Origin of the sequence: Fibrobacter sp. UWOV1 (assembly GCF_900142495.1) — a bacterium.
Lineage (GTDB): Bacteria > Fibrobacterota > Fibrobacteria > Fibrobacterales > Fibrobacteraceae > Fibrobacter.
In genome coordinates this window covers 6182-25566 of sequence record NZ_FRBA01000019.1, presented here as the reverse complement: position 1 = coordinate 25566, position 19385 = coordinate 6182, and the positions used below count along the sequence as shown (strand labels likewise).

General features: G+C 48.7%; 2 protein-coding genes. Both read left to right on the top strand.

Features of this window, described 5'->3' with window-relative positions:
• The first annotated feature begins 11 nt into the window (after positions 1-11).
• The gene (locus BUC02_RS15750; protein WP_083564631.1) at positions 12-1148 is read left to right on the top strand and encodes an FISUMP domain-containing protein; all 1137 of its coding nucleotides are present in this window, start codon (positions 12-14) and stop codon (positions 1146-1148) included.
• 28 nt (positions 1149-1176) lie between these two features.
• Complete coding sequence (locus tag BUC02_RS14925; protein WP_175549900.1) at positions 1177-19380, top strand: calcium-binding protein; 18204 nt, start codon at positions 1177-1179, stop codon at positions 19378-19380.
• Positions 19381-19385: the final 5 nt, after the last annotated feature.

The window sequence follows — 19385 nt, the reverse complement described above, 5'->3', positions numbered from 1 at the left end:
GAGAATGGATAATGAAAACGATAAAGAAACTCGGCTTGGTGAGCGCAGTAGCTTTTGCAATGCTTGCGTTCTCGGCTTGCGATGATGACAGCTCTAGTCCTGTAAAGCCTGAACCGGAAGTTTCTAGCGAAGCGGACGATGTCGAATCATCTTCGAGCGTCGAAGGCAAAAGCGAAGAAAAGGGATCCAGTGCGAAGGATGCTGAGTCCTCCTCTAGCGTAAAGGACAATGCTTTGTCTTCTGGCACGAGGTCGAACAGTTCTCTTGCATCGTCATCCTCGGCTGTGCCCGAGAATCCAGAGTCCTCATCCAGTGCGAAGTCAGGTAGCAACTCTGCGAAGTCTTCTTCATCGAGCGTGAAATCAAGCAGTTCTTTTACCTCGTCATCCTCGACGAAACCAGAGAATCCTGCGTCCTCCTCCAGCGCAAAGTCCAGCAGTTCCTCGATACCCGTGTCTAGTAGCGAATATATTCCCTATAATCATGCAGGGCCTCTTTTGGCAGATAGTTTGAATAGCAACGCTTATCAGAAGTTTTCTGATTCGCGTAATGGACGTAGTTACTACTATTTGACGATTAACGGCAAGGATGGCGCATCTGTTACGGTGATGGCCGAAAATTTGAATATAGGTGAAATGGTAAATGGTGGTAAGGACCAGACCAACGACTCCAAGATTGAACGCTATTGCTACGATAATGATACCACCAAGTGCGATAAGTATGGAGGCCTTTACCAGTGGGCGGAGATGATGAACCTTCCGTTCGAATGCAATAGTAAGAGCTGTGCCGACTCCATTAAGCCGAATCATCAGGGAATTTGCCCCAACGGCTGGCGTCTGCTCACTTACGACGACCTCGTTGTCATTCTCAAAGCTGATGGAAATGAACATGGAATAGAAGGGGCTCGTGCTCAGGGTTTTGGCGGTTACAACACCACTGGGTATAGCCTTGTGGGTGCGGGGTATAACTGGAATTATGGATTTAAGAATATAGGAGAAGCGGTGTATTGGTTCTATCCAGAAGAAGATGCAGATTCTCCAGCAACAAAGGCTTCGGACTCCTTTACGGGGCAGTCCTTAAATAGTTTTGCGAAATATTCAACGAAAAAGATACATGGTTTTTCCGTCCGTTGTGTTAAGTCAAAATAAAATTTATAAGTAAGATTACAAAATGAACATGAAAAAAATAAAGAAATCTGTCAAGCAGTCCACCAAGAACAACTACCGTATTGAGGCTCTTGAACCTCGTCTGATGATGAGCGCCGACCCAGTCATTGGCGTAGATGATCTCAACAACCTCTCTGTACAATTCGAGACAATTTCGAATAACGTATTTAATGAAACGACTTCTTTGTTCAATACGTTTAGCGTGATTGATGCAGAGCTGGATAACCTTAATATTGTAGACAGGGTAAATAACGGCGTCAATTCGATCAAGGACCTTGTCGAGGATTCGCTCGCTACCGCCAAAGGAACACTTCAGAACCTTCTTGGTGAGGCTTCAACCTATATAAAGGGCGAAGTAGATAATTTCAATGATAATATTGCTGCACAGGCAGAAAGCACACAAAGTGCTATAACGCAAATAAGCCTCAAAGATTTTGCCACGAAGTACTTAAAGGATTTCGTTAATGCTCACCCTGAATATAAAGATTTCACGTTTAACTATACAGACTCAAAACTTGTCGTGGAATATGACCTTGAGACAGTTAAAGAAATTGGGAGCCTCGAGATTATCGCCGGAGGTGAGATCTTCAATTTGACTGGCGATGGAACAAACCTTGCCGTCAATGCAAGTATAAGTGCCGAAATAGAGCTGGATGCGGATGTATCTGGTACAATGCTGGACAATGTTAGCGATATTGGCTCACCGACCGTTGCCGCAAAAAGCCTTGATGTTTCGATTGCCAACCTCGGCCTGAATGCAGAATTCCTCGGGTTTGGGATAACTGAAGTAGATAACGATTCCACGCCGGATCTAAAAATCAGCTATAATGCGGAGCAGGAAACCCCGTCGGCTTCCGTTGATGTTGATTTGGAGTTTAGCCTGTCTCCTGCAAATGCAGATAGTCTCCCCTTTATGTTCAAAGAAGGGGAAATGCTTAAAATATCCAAGGTTGGGACGGATTTCGAACTGAAAATTCCGGATATCGTAAAAAATGAAAGCTTTACTCTTGCGGATTTTGCCGGATCGCTGAAAAATATAGAACTTGATAAGCTCCCCTTCCTGAAATCCCATGCAAGCGAATTGAAAAATGCCTTGGATAAGATAACGGAACTTGATAATTATTGGGCGAAAGTTTCCATGGCCTTCGGTGGTGCCGTTGAAAAAGTCGAAGGGGAAACGGATGCCTTCCAGCTAAAAATCAACCAGCTGGCCTCGTGGCTTGGAAAGTTTGTCGGTGACAAAGCCGACGAAATGAAGGAAAATGTAAAGCAAATAAGCCTAGCGACGCTCAATGGAGGAAATGTTGGCTCTTTGGTGAATGTGTTCGATGGCGTTACTGACTTTACAAGTGCGACCGATACCCTTGGGTTGAAGACAGGAGACAATACCTTGAGGCTTTTCCTGACTGCAAATTCGGGAACCCTTGAAAAGCTCAATCTGAACTTGATTGAACTCGAAGATTTGCTCATGGAAGCGACAATTGAGCTCGATGTGACCATAAATGTCAGTTCCGAAGGCAAGGTGAGTTTCGGGTCTGTTGCTGTCGGTGACTTTACAGCCTCAATTACTAAAAAAGAATCGGTGACCAAGGAGTTGGATTTAGGGCTTTTTACGGCGTCCATTGAAAATCTCAAAGCCAAGTACCAAATCAAAGTTGACTCCGCTAATGGTTCAAAGGTGACAAGCACGCTTGAATTATCCTGTGGACAACTATCTCTCAAGTCTGGCTCGATCGATATTTTTGGACCGGTAGCAGACCAGAATATTTCGTACAACTTTAGCGAAGACATCTGGATTTTCCCAGAAGCAATCAAAAAATATACCAGCCTTACGGGTAATACCTTGGTGAACCAGGTCGCTATTTACCTGGATACCGTGCAGACGGCGCTCCGTGGCTTGATCGAGAAGAATGTGAAACTGGACTTCTTGGGCGGTTCGACAGATACGATTGTCAATATTGTAGATAAAGTCGAAAAAGTCGTGTTCGGTGAAAAGGGTCTTGACAGTCTAGGCAAAATAGATGATTCTTTGGTGAAGGTTGGTTTGCTGAAGTATGTGGACGGAGCCTATACAAAGAACTTTGCCGATTTTGCGGATTTTCAGAAGGTATTCAATTACTCTTGGGCTCATTTTGTTCTGGGGAAGGACCTTAATCAAATAGAGGCTGTCCTAAAATCGACCGATATGGAAATCCAAAAAAGTCTGGACTTCCTTGATATAGCGCTCATGGATAAAAATGGTAAAGAGCTTGTCCAGAAAATTGAATCCGATGTCGAGGAGGAAGTTGCGGCTGAAGTTGCTGATGCTACTGAAGTTGCACTCCTCGATCATTGTAAACTGACATTTAATTTGGGCTTCAACTTTGCCAAGGTCTTTGACCTGAACTTTGAGAATACATTGAAAAGCGGTGGCCTAGTGGGCGTGTCTACGAACGGTTTTGCGACGGCAAGCGGGAATGCCGGTATGAGCTTTACCCTGGACATTCACTTTAGCTCCGAGACCATCGGTGAAGATACCGAGCTGCCTGCAAGTATAGAAAGGGAGAATAGTTCCTATTCGATTTTCTCCCTGCCTGAGGAATATACACTGGACAGTGAATTGACATTCAATGTCATCGACAAGGATGACAAATCGGAACTTGCTACCATCAAAGGCCAGGAGAAATACGGGATTTCTGGCACGTCGACATGGACTGTGATTCCTGAAGGGACATCCGACAAAAATGTCAAAATTTTCGCGACATCTTCAAAAGACCGCCTGCTTATCACTAGTGATTTTAAATTTGAATTGAAAAGTGGCAAAGATGTAAACGCCTTCTCGGAACTTCGTCTTACTAGCTCGAATCTGCAGACGACCTTCCTTGCAGAAAATGTTTCGGAAGATGGAAAAATAAAAATCTACGTCAGCAAGCAAGATCCTAGTGCTTCGCCGACATCTGCAGGGAATCCTGTCGAGATTGAAATAGACTTGGCCGAGATTATGGGCGGGGATTTTTATAAGGAAATCCTGTGGGAGAGTGATTTGAAGGGCCGGCTCAATGAGTTCTTCTCGCTGCAAAAGTCGGACGGCATTCCCCTTTTGGAGGTTAAGGACTCTATTATTGGTAGCGGCCGTTCCGTCATGAACACTTTTGGCCTCTATGTAGTGGATTCTATATATAATAGTGATACTAAAAAATACTCGATCCGGTTTGGTTGCGACCCGAAACGTTTGCAAGATTATGTGCAGGGCGACAATGGCGACCCCAGCGGACTTTATTATGAACTTTGCGATGCCGAGGGTTCTAATGTCACCTATATGCGCATTTCCGGTGAAATCAAGCCGAATGCCACCTTGGGCGAGGCTGGTATTTTAATTGGAAAGGATACCTTTTTCCCAACCGAAATGGTGTATACCTTATACGAAACAGCAACGGAAAGAGATAATGTCCTCAGTGATTTTAGAAAAAATCATCCTATCTTGGAATCAGTATTGACGTATACTTCATTTGATGTGGAGGATGCCAATGATGCTAGCAAAACAAAATATGGCGTTTCGGTTTCTGGAACAGATGTGACTATCAGTAATAGCGTTGCCCAGTTGGTCATTTCCAAAACGGAGGGCGATTCAACGACTTCGGACACGTATATTGTTAATACCGAGAACTGTCATAACCTTTCAAGCCTTGCAAATGCAATCAGGGATGCCTATGTATCTGGAATCAAGGATGTTCAGGTCATCGATAGTAAACTTGTGTTTACGACCGATGTGGATGTGACCGTAACCCTGGAGGGGACTCCATTAGACGCCGAGAAGGGTGATTTTAAGATAAAGGGGCATGATCCCATCGATTTCCAGGACCTCAAGAAGGGCACTGAAGAGCTAACCCTTGATGACTCTACGACTATATACGATATCGTAGCGGCTGTTAATCAGGAGTTGGATGGCAGTGACGTTTCTCTGTATTATAACGATACTGAAGGCAATGCCCTGGACCACTTGGAGTTTCGCAGTGTCAATCCGTTTTCCTTAGAAAATATCGGTGCCAGTACGGTACTGCAGGGGCTCGGGTTCGTGGCAGGCGAAGCCCGTGCAGATGGTAAAGGCGAGTATAGGATTGTGGGCGCCACGCTTACGGGACCTGACTGGTCGAAGCTTTTCTCGTTGGAATCTATAGAAGATGCTAAAATCAAGTTGAGCGCAGATGCGACGTTCCAAATCGGCGCGGATATCAGTTTCTTCAAGGATCCTGTAGCGTCTGGAGATAACTATAAGATTACCCTTTCTGAAGAATCTGCCCAGTATCCGATTGATGAAGGCGGCCTCTTGATGGTGGGCTCCGACTATTATCGTGTACTGGGTGTGGAGTCGGAAGAAGTTTCCGGAAAAACGTACAAAGTTATTATCGTATCAAAAGGTGCCGTAAATGCTGAAGGGTCGGACTTTGTGGCCACGAAGGATAGCGTTGCCACCTATGTGGCTAGCGCAAATGCGAGCGTCGGCTTCTTGGGTGTAGATGCCGCTGTTGACGGCAGTATTAGGGTCTCTGCAGAAATGAATCTCAAGAAGGATTCTGCGGCCACTGAGACTTCTTCGGATAAGGATGCTATTACAGGCAATATTCTCGGGTTTGACTATGAAATGACATTCGATGTGACATCCGCCGATACAGAAGAGGAAACCGATGCGGATGTACCTAAGTTTGAGCTAATGGCATGGAGCTCAATTGGCGACAAAACATATAAAGTAGCAAGCGGCGATGTATCGTTGCGAAAACCTGTAGATGGTGTTCCTAATTCCCCTTCTACCACTGTAGGTCCCTATGCTGTTACGTCAAGTTTTAATTTAGATGATGGCTTTTCACAAATGGTGGGGGATCTGAAGAGTATTTCCGTTGAACAGATATTTACGGTTCTGGAAAATGTCATTAAGCGCGTTACGGATATTCTCGATAAAACGAATGATGTGAAGATACCCGTCATCAACAAGTCGGTGGGCGACCTCGTGAATGTGGCCAATGACCTTCGCGATATCGTGAGAAAATTGCGTCAGGAGAAGGTGACAAACTTCCAGCAGCTGGTGAAACTGCTCAAGGCGCAGCTTGAAGATTTCGGGCTTACTGCTTATGAGGGTGCAAGCGGCGCTGTGAAGGATTTGATAGGGCTTGATGTTGTCCCTGTTGAGGAAGGTGGGATTACCAAGTATCAGCTTGCCATTGACTTCAATATCGATAAGGGTTTCAAGGATTCTTACGAGTTCAACTTCGGTAATGGAACTGTTGGAGTAAATGGCAGTGCTGCCCTTGAAGTACAAGGAGACTTCTGGTTTACCTTGGGGGCAAAAATTAACCTGAATTCTACGAGCATAGATCTTTCGCTTGAAAACGCTATTCAGTTCGGCGCCAATGTCGAAATTCTGGGCGATAAGCTCAGCTTCAACCTCGGGGTGGATGGCCTAAGCGATTCTGCCGCGGGCGCGTTCCTCAAGAACCTCATCACTGTGGGGGCGAAAGATAGTACGGCGTATGTGTACGGCAAAGCCGAACTGTTTGGATCGTATGGTTATGGGGGATTATCCATTAGTAGTTGGGAAAATGAAGATAGCGATGACACAATCCCTTTGAATTTCGCCCTCCCGGCGGTAGTACTAGGCAAACTCCCGGTGAGCGTATGCGGCGTGGACATGGGCGAGATAAAGCTCGGCGAATGGGACGGCTCTGTAAATTGCCCCGATTCTGCAAATGAAGCGAAAAATGACCTGACTTCCATATTCGATGTTTTTAAAAATGCCTGGTTGGCAACAGCCAATGGTTCGGGTGATGCTGCTAGCTTGACGACAGCGAGAAACGATGTGAATGCGAAGGCCATCATCATTGAAAAGGGGACTTTAGCTGAATCCTCCAGCAAGTCAAACTTTGATTTCGATCTTTACACGGGTTCAAATGATGATGTTCCTAGTAATGGCACCTTAGTTGCCGATATTTCTGGTGTGTACGACAAGATTATCGAGTACTCCAACTTTGGTACCATGGACTGGTTCGAAAAAATCAAGCTTGTCGTGGGCGCCCTCAACAACATGCTCGATTCGCTCGAGGGGAACCTTAACGGCAACCTTGCCAGCACCATGAAATCGATGCCGGTTATTGGCGATGCCCTTTCGAACGGAGTTGACTTCTTGAGTGTGCTCAAGAAGAAGGTTCTGGAACCGCTTTCGAACTACCTGTATGAATCGACTGGCCTTACCGCCGAACTTCTCGCTCAAAAACTGGATTCTCTGTTCTCTGGCTATTTTGATGAGGAAACTTTCGCATTGTTGCCCCCGGTGGATAATAATGACCTTTGGAAACGTTCAAAGCAAGGCACCTGGTACCGTTCTGGGGATGGTTTTGCCGAGTGGTACTTGAACCTTGGGCAGGTCTATTCGCTGGGCCGTAATATCGATTTGAACCTTGGGCTACCAGGCCTAGGCCTCGAGACCAATGGCGGTGTAAGCCTTTCGCTTGATTGGAACCTGCAGTTCGGTTTCGGAGTCTCACAAGAGAATGGGTTCTACTTTATTTTTGATGATGGCAACGAACTCGATGTGATTGCGCAGGCAAGCCTTAATGGCAAGATCATCGGCAAACTGGCTGGCCTTGGGCTTGAACTGGACGCCTCTGACGCTGATGCTGCGAAAATTAAACTTTCGCTCGGTGTGGACCTAGGTGGAAAAAATGGGGGTACTGATGTAGGCAACGGGCTTTTGCTCGATGAAACTGAGAAAGCTGCCTATGATGCCAAGTCTAATGAATCCGAGAAAAAAGAGTACTTGGAAACCCTTAGGGCTGATGCTGCCCGTGAATTGAAGAATCTCAGTACCGTCAATGTTGCCCAAGCCATATCAATGCCTGTGTTCAGCTACGATGCGAGCGTGAACCTCAATCTCGGCCTTATGGTGGGGATTGCAAGCGACCTCAAGATTTCGGATGAAAGTACGCCCAAGTTCCCGAACATTACAGGAATGTTTGTGTTCAGTTGGGCATATGGTAGTGCATCAGAATCTACTGATAATGCTATCCAACGACTTGGATTCCAGAATTTGAAATTTGATATGGGCTCGTTTATTGGCGGCGTATTGGGCCCCATTGTTTCTAAAATCCAGAAGGTGGTAGAACCTTTGGAACCGCTTATCGAGTTCCTCACCACGCCGTTCCCAGTTCTTGACGATTTGGGTATAGAAATTACACCACTTGACCTCGCGAAGAAATTCGGTAATGCAAAATCGTTTGATGACAGCATGGTCTATGCCATCAAGGATCTCATTGCCATGAGCAAGAAAATTTCTGCGGCAAAGGGAAAGAGCCTGAAACTGAGTTTGGGTAATTTTGATTTGATAGGTGGAGATGGCGACTATTTTGATGCTTTGGATGTCTTAAATGGCTATAAATCAAAAGATTCTTTAAATTCGTCTATAGCTGATTATGCGCCTTCGTTAAATACTGCACCAGACAGTAAAAATTCCATCAATAATCAAGCCAATTCTATGATGGCTGCAAATGGCTTCAATAAGTCGGAAAAAGATGGCAAAAGCGATTGGACGTTCATTTGGGATGAACCGTCAAAAATCTTCCAGTTGCTGCTGGGTAATGACGTGCCTCTTGTTGAATACGATATGCCGGCTTTGAGGTTTGACTTCAACTGGGATACCTTTGTCCGTATCTGGGGACCGTTGGGTGTGCGCCTGGGTGTTTCGTTCAATGCGTCTATCGACCTTGCCTTTGGCTACGATACTCTGGGTATTCGCCAATGGGTGGGTGGCGGCTACAAGGATTTCGGCTCACTTCTGAACGGCTTCTACGTGAACGACCTCGACAAGAATGGTAATGACATCAATGAACTTTCGTTCTATGGCGGTGTAAAGGCTTCTGCAGAACTCAATGCAGGTGTAAGTGCTGGTGTTGGCGGTGGCGTCGGTATTGATGTCGGGTTTAACCTGTACGACCCCAACAAGGATGGCAAAATTCGCTTGAACGAAATCGCGACCTTGTTCAAGGAAGAGGGCCTGTTCGGGTTCTTTGATGTGAATGGTAAGATTACGGCGAAGCTGTATGCGTATGTTGACCTGTGGCTCACCAAGAAGGAATGGAATATTACAGACGATATAACGCTGTTCAGCTTCGAATACACGCATAGTACACCCCCTGTCATGGCATCTGAAGCCAATGGCGATGTGGTGGCAAATGTAGGCCCGAATTCTACGAGCCGCGTGGCGACTGATGATATAAATCCGTCTCTTGATGATGGTGATGAAACGCTGAATCTTTATCTTGATGACTCATCTGTATATAAAGAAAGTGATAAAGAAAAAAAGTACGGCTCAATTAAAGAAAATGACGGAAAATTATTGGTTGACGCTGGTGCCGGAAACGATAGAATTACTTTATTTGGAAATTTCAATCGCAATATTGAAATCAATGGCGGTGATGGAGACGATTTCATAGACCTTTCCGGGTTGACAATCAATGGAGACCATTCCGTTATTATTTGGGGTGGTGCGGGTAACGATACCATCATCGGTGCCGCAGGCCTCAACATCATCTTCGGCGATATGGGTGTGGCCCGTATCGAGGAAAAGGAAGAGGAAGATGGTAACAAGAGTTATAAGTATGTTGCCGAAGCGAATGTGGACGCAAACGTTGCTGGCCAGGATACCATTTACGGCGGTTCCAACCGCGATATCATATTCGGTGGTGCTGGTATAGATCAAATCAACGGCGGTACAGGCAATGACCTCATCTTTGGCGATGGCGGGCGAGTCTTGTTTGATGGTGCAGATAATTGGGCCAGCGTGGATGGAAACGATAAGACGACATATGATTATACGAAAATATTTGGGGATGTTAAGACTAACAGCGCGGCAATCGATCGTACGGACATCAGCCTTGATGGTGCCAATGATGTTCTGATTGGCGGCGCCGGTGACGACGCGATTTATGGTGGCGGCGGTCATGACTACATCGATGGTGCTGCCGGTGAAGATACCCTTGATGGTGGTAAGGGTAACGATCGCATTCTTGGCGGCTCTGGCAGTGATAACATAAGCGGCGGCGAAGGCATGGACATGATTTTCGGCGATCGCTTTGCGGACAGCGGTGCTGAATTTTTATTTAATTTTGTGGCGCCCTTCACAGCAGAATCCTTTAGCGAAGACTTCAAGGCCGCATACGATGTGACTGACCAAAAAATCAATGCAAAGTCCTTCGACATTAATTTGGATGAAGACAAAGGTCGGGGAATAAACAAAAATAAGTATAAAGAAAATCTAACCACAATATTGGGCTTTGATGCCGTGAAAAAGGTATACGTAGCGGATACCACTACGACTCGCGCTACCGACTACATTTCTGGCAACGATGGCGACGACCTTATCTTCGGTGACGGTGGTGCACATGATGGCGAAACAGATTACATTGAAGGCGGAATCGGTAACGACCTTATCGATGGCGACGGCGGCAATGACACCATTAATGGTGGTATCGACAACGATGTGATTTACGGCGGCGCTGGCGATGATATCATTGATGGCGGAGCTGGGAACGATAGTCTCTACGGTGATGAAGGCTTTACTGCGTATGGCGAAAAGGAAGGGTTTGAAACGCTGGCGGATGGTTCCGTTACTCCGACAGATCCTGCCGGCATCAAGGAATACATCGATAACAAGCTGGCGTTTGGTGATAACCTCGGGATTGGCAAAAAGCTTTATACCAATGCTAAGAGTACGACTACGGAATCTGGCAACGACAAGATTGTTACCGGTCCGGGCATGGACTTCGTGGATGGCCAGGACGGTAGCGACAAGATTATCGTGAACCTCATGGGCGAAAGCGTGACAAGCTACGCAAACGTTACTGATTCCGGTGTGAATGGTTCTGATTCTCTGACGGTCGAGGGGACCGAGGTCGACGACGATTTGCTTATGCGCATGAACAAAACGCATAAACTTGGTTTCGTTGCTCTGCTGCCCGATACTTTGAATCAACTGGAGGGCGAGCAGAAGACCGCCGATGATCTTTCGAAGAATACGAACATTGAACGCGTCAATTTTACAAATGCGATGGATGTCGTGAACCTGAACGGCAACGGCGGAAAGGACACGATTAGGATTGACGGTACGGCGAAGGTCACGAATGTGGATGGTGGTGCAGGTTCGGATACTATCCAAGTGGGCCAACTCTACAACTCGGAACGCAACGACCAATCTTCTGCGGTTGTTACCGTGAATGATGCCTTTGATACAGTGAAGACCTCCGAAGAGAAGTACCTGAGCGATGGCGTTACCGATAATACAACGCTCAATGTGGATGGAGGCCTTGATGAAGATTTCCTGCTTACGCTGGGCAACAAGGGCCGTCTAAATATGGCCGGTGGCAAGGGAGACGACGCTTTTGTCATTGCAAGCTATAGCGTGGAAGACCCGGATAATATGGTTGAAGGCCCTGACGGAGTTAAAACCCCGAAGCTTGTCGCCATCAAGAAGGGGCCCGTTTCCATTGACGGTGGCGACGGTAATGATTCGCTGCTGATTGGCGGCACGAATGGCGATGATAGTATTGTCGTTTCCAAGGAAGGCGTGTTGAGCAACGTGGTGGGTGTTAAGGCGGCCGGTGTCGAAAAGACAACGTTCGACGCGGGCGCCGGGGATGACATCTTTGACGTGGTGAGCTCCAATGCGAATGACGCGACCATCATCAATGGCGGCAAGGGCAACGATACTGTTGTCGCGGGCGGCCTCCAGGAATCCATGACTCTGTATAGCGCGGAAACCGATGGACAGTCATGCTTTGTGAAGTACGAAGTCTTCGAACCCGCTGAAGAGGGCAAGGATGAGAAGGTCCTTGAATCCCATTCCGACAAGTTTGTTGTTATCGACACGTCCTTGAATACACCTGCGGTATTCATTTCGGGCGACGCCCAAACGATTACCGACCCGCAAATTTCTATTTCGGAAGGTTCCGCGAAAACATTCTACCTTCGTGCATCGAATATCGCTGAAGGAGAGACTGTCAAGGTGCAACTTATGGCGCCGATGGTTTCCTCAAATGACTTTATGCGTGGCGATCGCGGACTTTTGATTGCAGCTTGTGTTGGCTCGAAATTGTACAATGGTACGGTCAAGTTTGATTCTACGGGTGCCGTCATCGAAGGCTCTGACTCCAATTGCGTTTCTGGCTACGGAGAAACCATCGACCTCTACCTTGATGCCTCTCACACTAGTGTGGAAATTAGCGTATTCGCCTTGAATGATCTGTTTGTGGAAAGCGAGGCGAGCAAGTCCATCTCCATCTCCAGCGCGCAAGTTAATGCAGCTGGTGAGGTTGTCAAGGAACTCTCGAAGTCGATGACCGTTGCCCCTGTCAAGGTGGTTTCGGATTCTGGTGCGCGCGACACGATTAATTTGCTGACCTATGCCGAAGAGTTTTCGGGCTCTGCAAGTGTTTCGCTCCCGAAGGGCCTTGGGAGTAAGGTCGCGGCTGTTTATGCTGCAGGTGTAAATAATGCTTTGACCTTAGGTACCGACTATTCGGTTGATACCGATACGCTTAACATAAAGACCGCCACGTATATCGGTAAAAAGATTATGGTCTTGTTCCGCGGTTCGAATATGCGAATTGATGGGGCAAAAGCGACGCTTGTTTACGATGACTTGAGTCAGCTTGATGTCCAGTTCACAGATGAAGCTGGTTCCCAAAAAACTGTCCTGGCTGAAGGTGCGGTGAGACCCGCTGGCGTGACTGCGCTTGAGGGCGTATACTATAGGCTTGAAGGGAACACCATAGTGTTCTTCAACAGCGGTAACAAGCGCCTTATGACGTTGCACGGCACCCTTAGTGTGAGCCTCAAGACCAGTGCGCCGGCTGCATCCGCTGGCGTCGCAGCATCGGGTACGACTTCAACGCCTACGGGCACAATCCCGAGTGAAGCAGTCGCTAGCGAAACCCAGCAAGTGTCTGTCCCAGCTATTTCTATAGCCGAACACTCTTCTATGTTGGTGGAAACAGAAGGCGAAAATGAGCCGAATTCTGTGACGTATGCGGTAACCTGCAATAAGGATATCGCCGAAGGCGAAACCCTGACAGTCAGGATATCTGCGATAGACGCTGTCCGCGATATGGGTGAAGATCCTACCCAGCAGCTCACGATCGGTGCGGTTATCCCTGAAGAAGTCCTTGCCGCCCTTGTTGCCGAAAACAGCGATTTCAAGAGCGATGATTTCATTGCCAAAGACAGCGCTAACAGCAAATATGTCATATTGACATTTACGTCTAAGATTAAATCGTTCAACATTACTGTTACTGCTAAGGCCGACGATGTTTCTGAAACCTATGGCGTGACAACGGTTATGGAAGGGGATAACCTCATTGGCGACATTGATGGTGCTGTATATGCCTATGGCGAAGGTAGCAGCATGGATATTTCGACGGATTCTCCGTCGCTCCTCAGGTACAACCATAGGATAGAACTCGACGATGAATCGGAACAGGTGGGCGTCACATCTGAACAGGCGGAACTTAAATATATTGTCGCGAGCAAGTACAACGAGAAGAACGAGTATCCTTCTGATGCCTTGAAGGCGATTGGGAACCTTGATGCCAATACATTGACCGTTGCTCTCACCGCTATTGATCCCGAGGCCGATGCAGAAGGCTACAAATTCGAAGAAGGTAAGTATAAAGGAAAGACGGTGCGTTTTGTCGCCAATGACAGCGAGAATGGCATCAAAGTTGGCGAAAATGAAAACGCGAAGGAATCGGAATGGTTCCGGATAAACGAATGCAAGCTCTCCGAAGGCAATATTGTGCTTACCTTGAACAAGGCTGTCGTTGGTTTCGATGCTGCCAATTCGATGGTGTTGTTCTCTACGCCCAAGGATTACCTCTTTGTGGATGAAAAGACCTGCGTTGATCGTATTTTCGTGAATAACCAGTCTGCTTCGAGGGATGCAAATAGTACATTTGAAGCCTTTGCCACCAAGCTCGCTGAAATGAATTTCGACCCCACCAAGACTTATACCAGCGAAGAGGTTGCCCAAATCGCGGCGGAACTTGGCTTGGTTGGCATGGATGCCGAAAATGTCCTGAGTTTCTTTAAGAATGTAAGCGAAACGGAAGGCTCCATGAACAAGGACCCGAACGCGTTGCGCTTCACGCATACTGAAATTGGTAAACGTGGTATTTCTGTTTCGGATTTCGAGTTCGGCGAATACAACCTTGGCACGGGTTCCGATACAGTCGATATTTCCAAGACGCTGCACCGCGAAGACGGCTTCCAGACATTCACGGTCGTGAATACGGGTGATATCAATTCCGCAAAGAGTAATACGGTTGGCGAGGTAATCGGGACTGCTACTTTCAGCGCCTCTAGTGTTTCTGCCGCAGGACTTTTCCATTATGACATAGCTGTCGATATGGGAGTAACGTTCGAAAAGACCAAGGAAGATACCAGAATCTATTACGTGGATGCCGAAATCGTCAAGACAGAGAATGGTGAAACAGAAGTCGTGGGCACTCAGCGCCGCGAGATTGTCGGTGTGTTTGACTGCATCTCGGGTTTTAATGTCAAGGATGACTTTATCCTTCGCGACGGTGAAAGTATTGCTGGGTTCACGTTCATTCAGGCAAAGTTCGATGACATCATCAATGTCAACAGCTACAAGGAAGATGTGGCCTCTACCGTCATCGCGGAGAGCGTTGTGGTTGATTTGGATGAAGAAGAAACCGACGAATCGCCTGCTACTGAAGCTGAAGAGTCCGATACCGAAGAAACCGTCGTAATGGATGGTTTCGCGTATAACTACACGATTAAGGACGAATACGCCGCGACAATCGAAGCAAGCGCTGCTGCCGCTACCGAAGCGGGTAAGTCAATCTATGTAGATGCAAAACTCAGCGATGGTACTACCCAGCGTAGGCTAGTCGTGGCTGGGTCGCTCACATCCTCGAGTTTCCGCACGGATCGCGCATTCACGCTCCCATCAGATGATTCCATCTACATTAAGAGTTTCTCGTTCGGTTATGGTTACGTGGGTGACGGCCAGCTCGTCGTGAACGCCGAAAGCGGCAACGACCAAATTTTTGGTGTCAATCCCAATGTTACGCGTAATGACATGGTGCTTTTCGGTGGCAAGGGTGCTGACTATATCAACGTGAGCCAGGGTGGTATTGCCTTCGGTGACATGGGTGTGGTTGAGTACGCTAGCCTTACGAAGGCTGATGAATTTACAACCAGGCTCGGTTACGAGCTTATTGATGATGAACCAAAAACCATTCACACGACTATTGCGAAGGATGCCAGTGGCAAGCTTGACAAGCAGACCGATGGCATACGTCGTAACGCTACGAATGTCCGGTCGGTCGCCGATGATATTGGCGATATTGACATGATTACTCTCGGCGGTACGGACAGTAACGTGATTGGTGGTGCAAATGGCGATGTGCTCTCGGTTTCGGGAAACATGAACGTGGTGCTTGGCGATAGTGGCTCTGTGCAGTACGACGCTGGCAACCTTGAAAATGCCGTGTACGGTGATTCTGTGGGTAAGGGCTTGCATATCGTTGAGACGACCTCCGATGACATCGGTGGTGTGGACAACATCACCATCAGTGGCGGCAAGAATATTGCGATGGGCGGCTTCGCTGGCGATGACATCCGCATTACGGGCGCAGATAACATTGCTGCAGGTGATGGCGGTAAGCTCGAAGTATTCGAAAAGCGTCAGGTTCTCGAAACGACGAGCGATGAACTCGGTGGCGAGGATTTCATTACCACGGGTGACGGTGCGAACGTCGTGCTTGGCGGAACAACGCACGATGTCATTCACACGGGGGCCGGAAACGATACCATCGTGGGCGATGGCGGCAAGGTCGTCATGGATCTCAACCGCAACGCTCTCCTTGTGACGAACGAAGGGCACGACATTCCTGTGCTTGAAGGCGAGGGCGAAAATGCCGCTCTCAAGAGTAGTGCGGGCAAGGACCGGATAGACGCCGGTGACGGTGACAACGTGGTAATGGGCGGTCTCGATAACGATACGATTGACACCGGGACCGGTAAGGATGTCGTCTTTGGCGACAACGCCTATGCGACATTCCGCGGCAATGCTTCCGAGGCGCAGAACCAGTTGGACGAACTCCAAAACATCCCTACCATTTACGATGAATCGACCCTCAGTTTCAACTTCCAGGGGCCTGCCCAGACGGGTGTTGCCGCAAACGAGCAGGCCGGTGCCGTTGCTGACTACACCTTCAGCCAAATGGATGAAACCACGGGCGAGTTCGTGGATGTTACCGAGCATGCGGACTATCGCGTTGGCAACTGGAACAATATCAAGAACCCCTTCGGCATCGAGGCGGGCACCTACGGTAATGAGGATGATGAAATTGTGCTGTTCGACAACGGCTCTCGTGCTAGTGCCGTGAGCGTAACGTACGGCGCAACCGAGGCCCACCGCATTGACACGACCACGGGGCAACAGATACGTTTGCACGGCTACGACCAGAGCAATATGGTTCACGGTTCCGACCCGGGCGACGTAAACCTGATGAAGAGCGGCCTGGATACGAGCCGCAACAACGACCAGACCAAGCTGCTTGTACAGGTTGACGGCCTCTCGCAATACTTTACGGATTATGACGTGGTAGTTTACCTTGATATGGTCCGTGAAAATTCCTGGTCACCCGACAGTGTCCGCATGGTTACTCTCTACCGCGACTATGTGGACAAAAATGGAGTGTCCCACAGCGATGTAGCCGGGTGCTACTTTGTGAATGACCCTGAGTCGAATACGTTCAACGGCAACTGGATTGTCGCCACGGCTACGACTGCCGAACAGGCCAGGGACGCAAGGGATATCGCGGGTAACCCGGTATATGCCAATTGCGTCATATTCAAGGGTATCAGTGGAGACCGGTTCCATGTCGAGATTACCGATGGCGACCCCAGCAACGGTCAGAACGGCAAGGACCGTGCTGGCATTGCGGGCATACAGGTGCGCGGTCGCCACCACAGGCAAGACGTGGCAGCATCGACAGATATTGCCTATGGCGGAAACGATACCGTCAGGACATCCGGTGGCGACGATATCGTCGTGGGCGGGACAGGCAATGACCAAATCAACACTTACGGTGACGAACATTACGGTATCAATGACAATGACGTGGTTTTTGGCGACAATGCCAAGATGCTGTTCACCGACCGCGATGACGCCGCCACTACGGCATCCACGATAACGACCGCGGAATCCGTCATTTCGACTGACATGTCTGCCACCTATGACGACACCATTTTGACTGGCGACGGTGATGATACGGTGGTGGGCGGCCTCGGTGTTGACAAGATTGATGCTTCTGCGACTCCCACCGCTGATGGGACCCTTGATGGGGTTGATGTCGTGTCGCTCAACTTCGTGGATATCTCCACGCCGGAAAGCCTGCTTATGCGACAGGGCGAGTCTGCCGGTGTCGTTGTCGATTCGAACTGGCACAATGTTTACCAGACCGGCTCGCAGCAGAGGGAATTCGGACAGGACCCGACGGACGTGCATTTCCGTTACCATATCAACGGCAATAACGACGCCCCGACAGAAAAGGTTAACGCGTCCATGGATGCTGACACCGGCAACAATAAAATGTTCAAGACCTATGTCTGCGGTCAGGCCCATGACACGCTTACGCTTGAACTCTCCAACATACCCGCAAGCGAGAGCGATCCACGCGATGTCTATGTTTACATAAGCGGAATCGACAACGAGCGCGACGGTTACGACTATATTTTCAAGATTACGGGTAGCAACGGCCAGACCTACTTCCTTAACGACTGGATGGGCGACTGTTTCGATGGGGAATACAAGCAGGTCACCTGTACCAGCTATCAGAAGGGGGCTCTTGCATCTGGCGTAACCCCGAACGTCACGATGATTGGCAACTATGTTGTGTTCCGCAATGTGAAGGCTAGTTCGCTTACAGTAAGCATTAGTCGTTATGATTCCACCATGGGAGATGCGAAGTGGAATAATATTCCCGTATTTAGCGGTGTGCAGATTGTGAAGAGCTCTCTGCCGACCGAGGCTATCGAAGTTGGTGGCGACCACGACAAGGACCTTGTTTTTGGTGACGAGGCTAGGTTGCTCTTTGATTTGGATATCCCGTTCGCGGGTGACGAGAACGTAGCCGACTACAGGAACAGGGTAATTACATCGGAATCGGTTGCAATGACTGATGACAATGTAGCGAAGGGTGCTGGCGATACGATTGTGACTGGCAAGGACCGCGATGTCGTCGTAGGTGGTGAAGGAATTGACGAAGTCTATTCCGGTGCTGGTGACGACGTGGTTATTGGTGACAGGGCATCGCTTAAGGTGGAGCACAACAATCCTGTCGGCGTGTTCAGCCAGAATGTCGAGATTGTCCTTGAGGACAACGACTATACCAAGGCACAGAGGCGGCGTTTCGTCGATGGCGACACCGGAATGAGCGTAAACGAGATGCAAGACCAGGTAAGGCAGGGGCGTATCGAGGGCATAGCCCTTGAGACTGCTGGCGACACGGGCGACCACGTGTATGACGAATCGTCCAAGAACCTCGTGTTCAACGGAAATCTGACTGCAACTGGATTCGAAGTCCCGGACATCGAATTCGCCGGTTCTGAAACGGCACCGGACGATGGCAATAACCAGACGGAGCCCGATGACAACAATACTCAGCCCCTGGATGGCGAAACCGGGGACGGCGAAACCGGCAACGGGCAAGGCGGTGAAACCGGGAATGGCGAAACCGGCAACGGACAGGGCGATGAACCCGGGAATGGCGAAACCGGCAACGGACAGGGCGATGAACCCGGGAATGGCGAAACCGGCAACGGACAGGGCGATGAACCCGGCATAACGACCATAGAGTCGTACGACATGCAAACTCCGCTGTTCCTTACTGCCGGTGAAACTGTGAAGGTCGTTTTCCACGAGTTCTACCGTGACACAAACTATGTCCCCAACCTGAAACTTATCTTTATCGGAAGTCAGGGCCGGTTCCCGGCTATCGATGTTGACCTTGAAACTGCTACCGGACCGCTGCACCTGGATATTCCGAGCACGTGGTGGTACTCGGTGGATGTGCCGGACCAGCCGAATGGCGAAAACGGTTGTTTCGAGATCTATTTCAGAGCGGAAGAAGACACCGTAGTGGTAGTATCCATCGCGCAGTAGCGTCT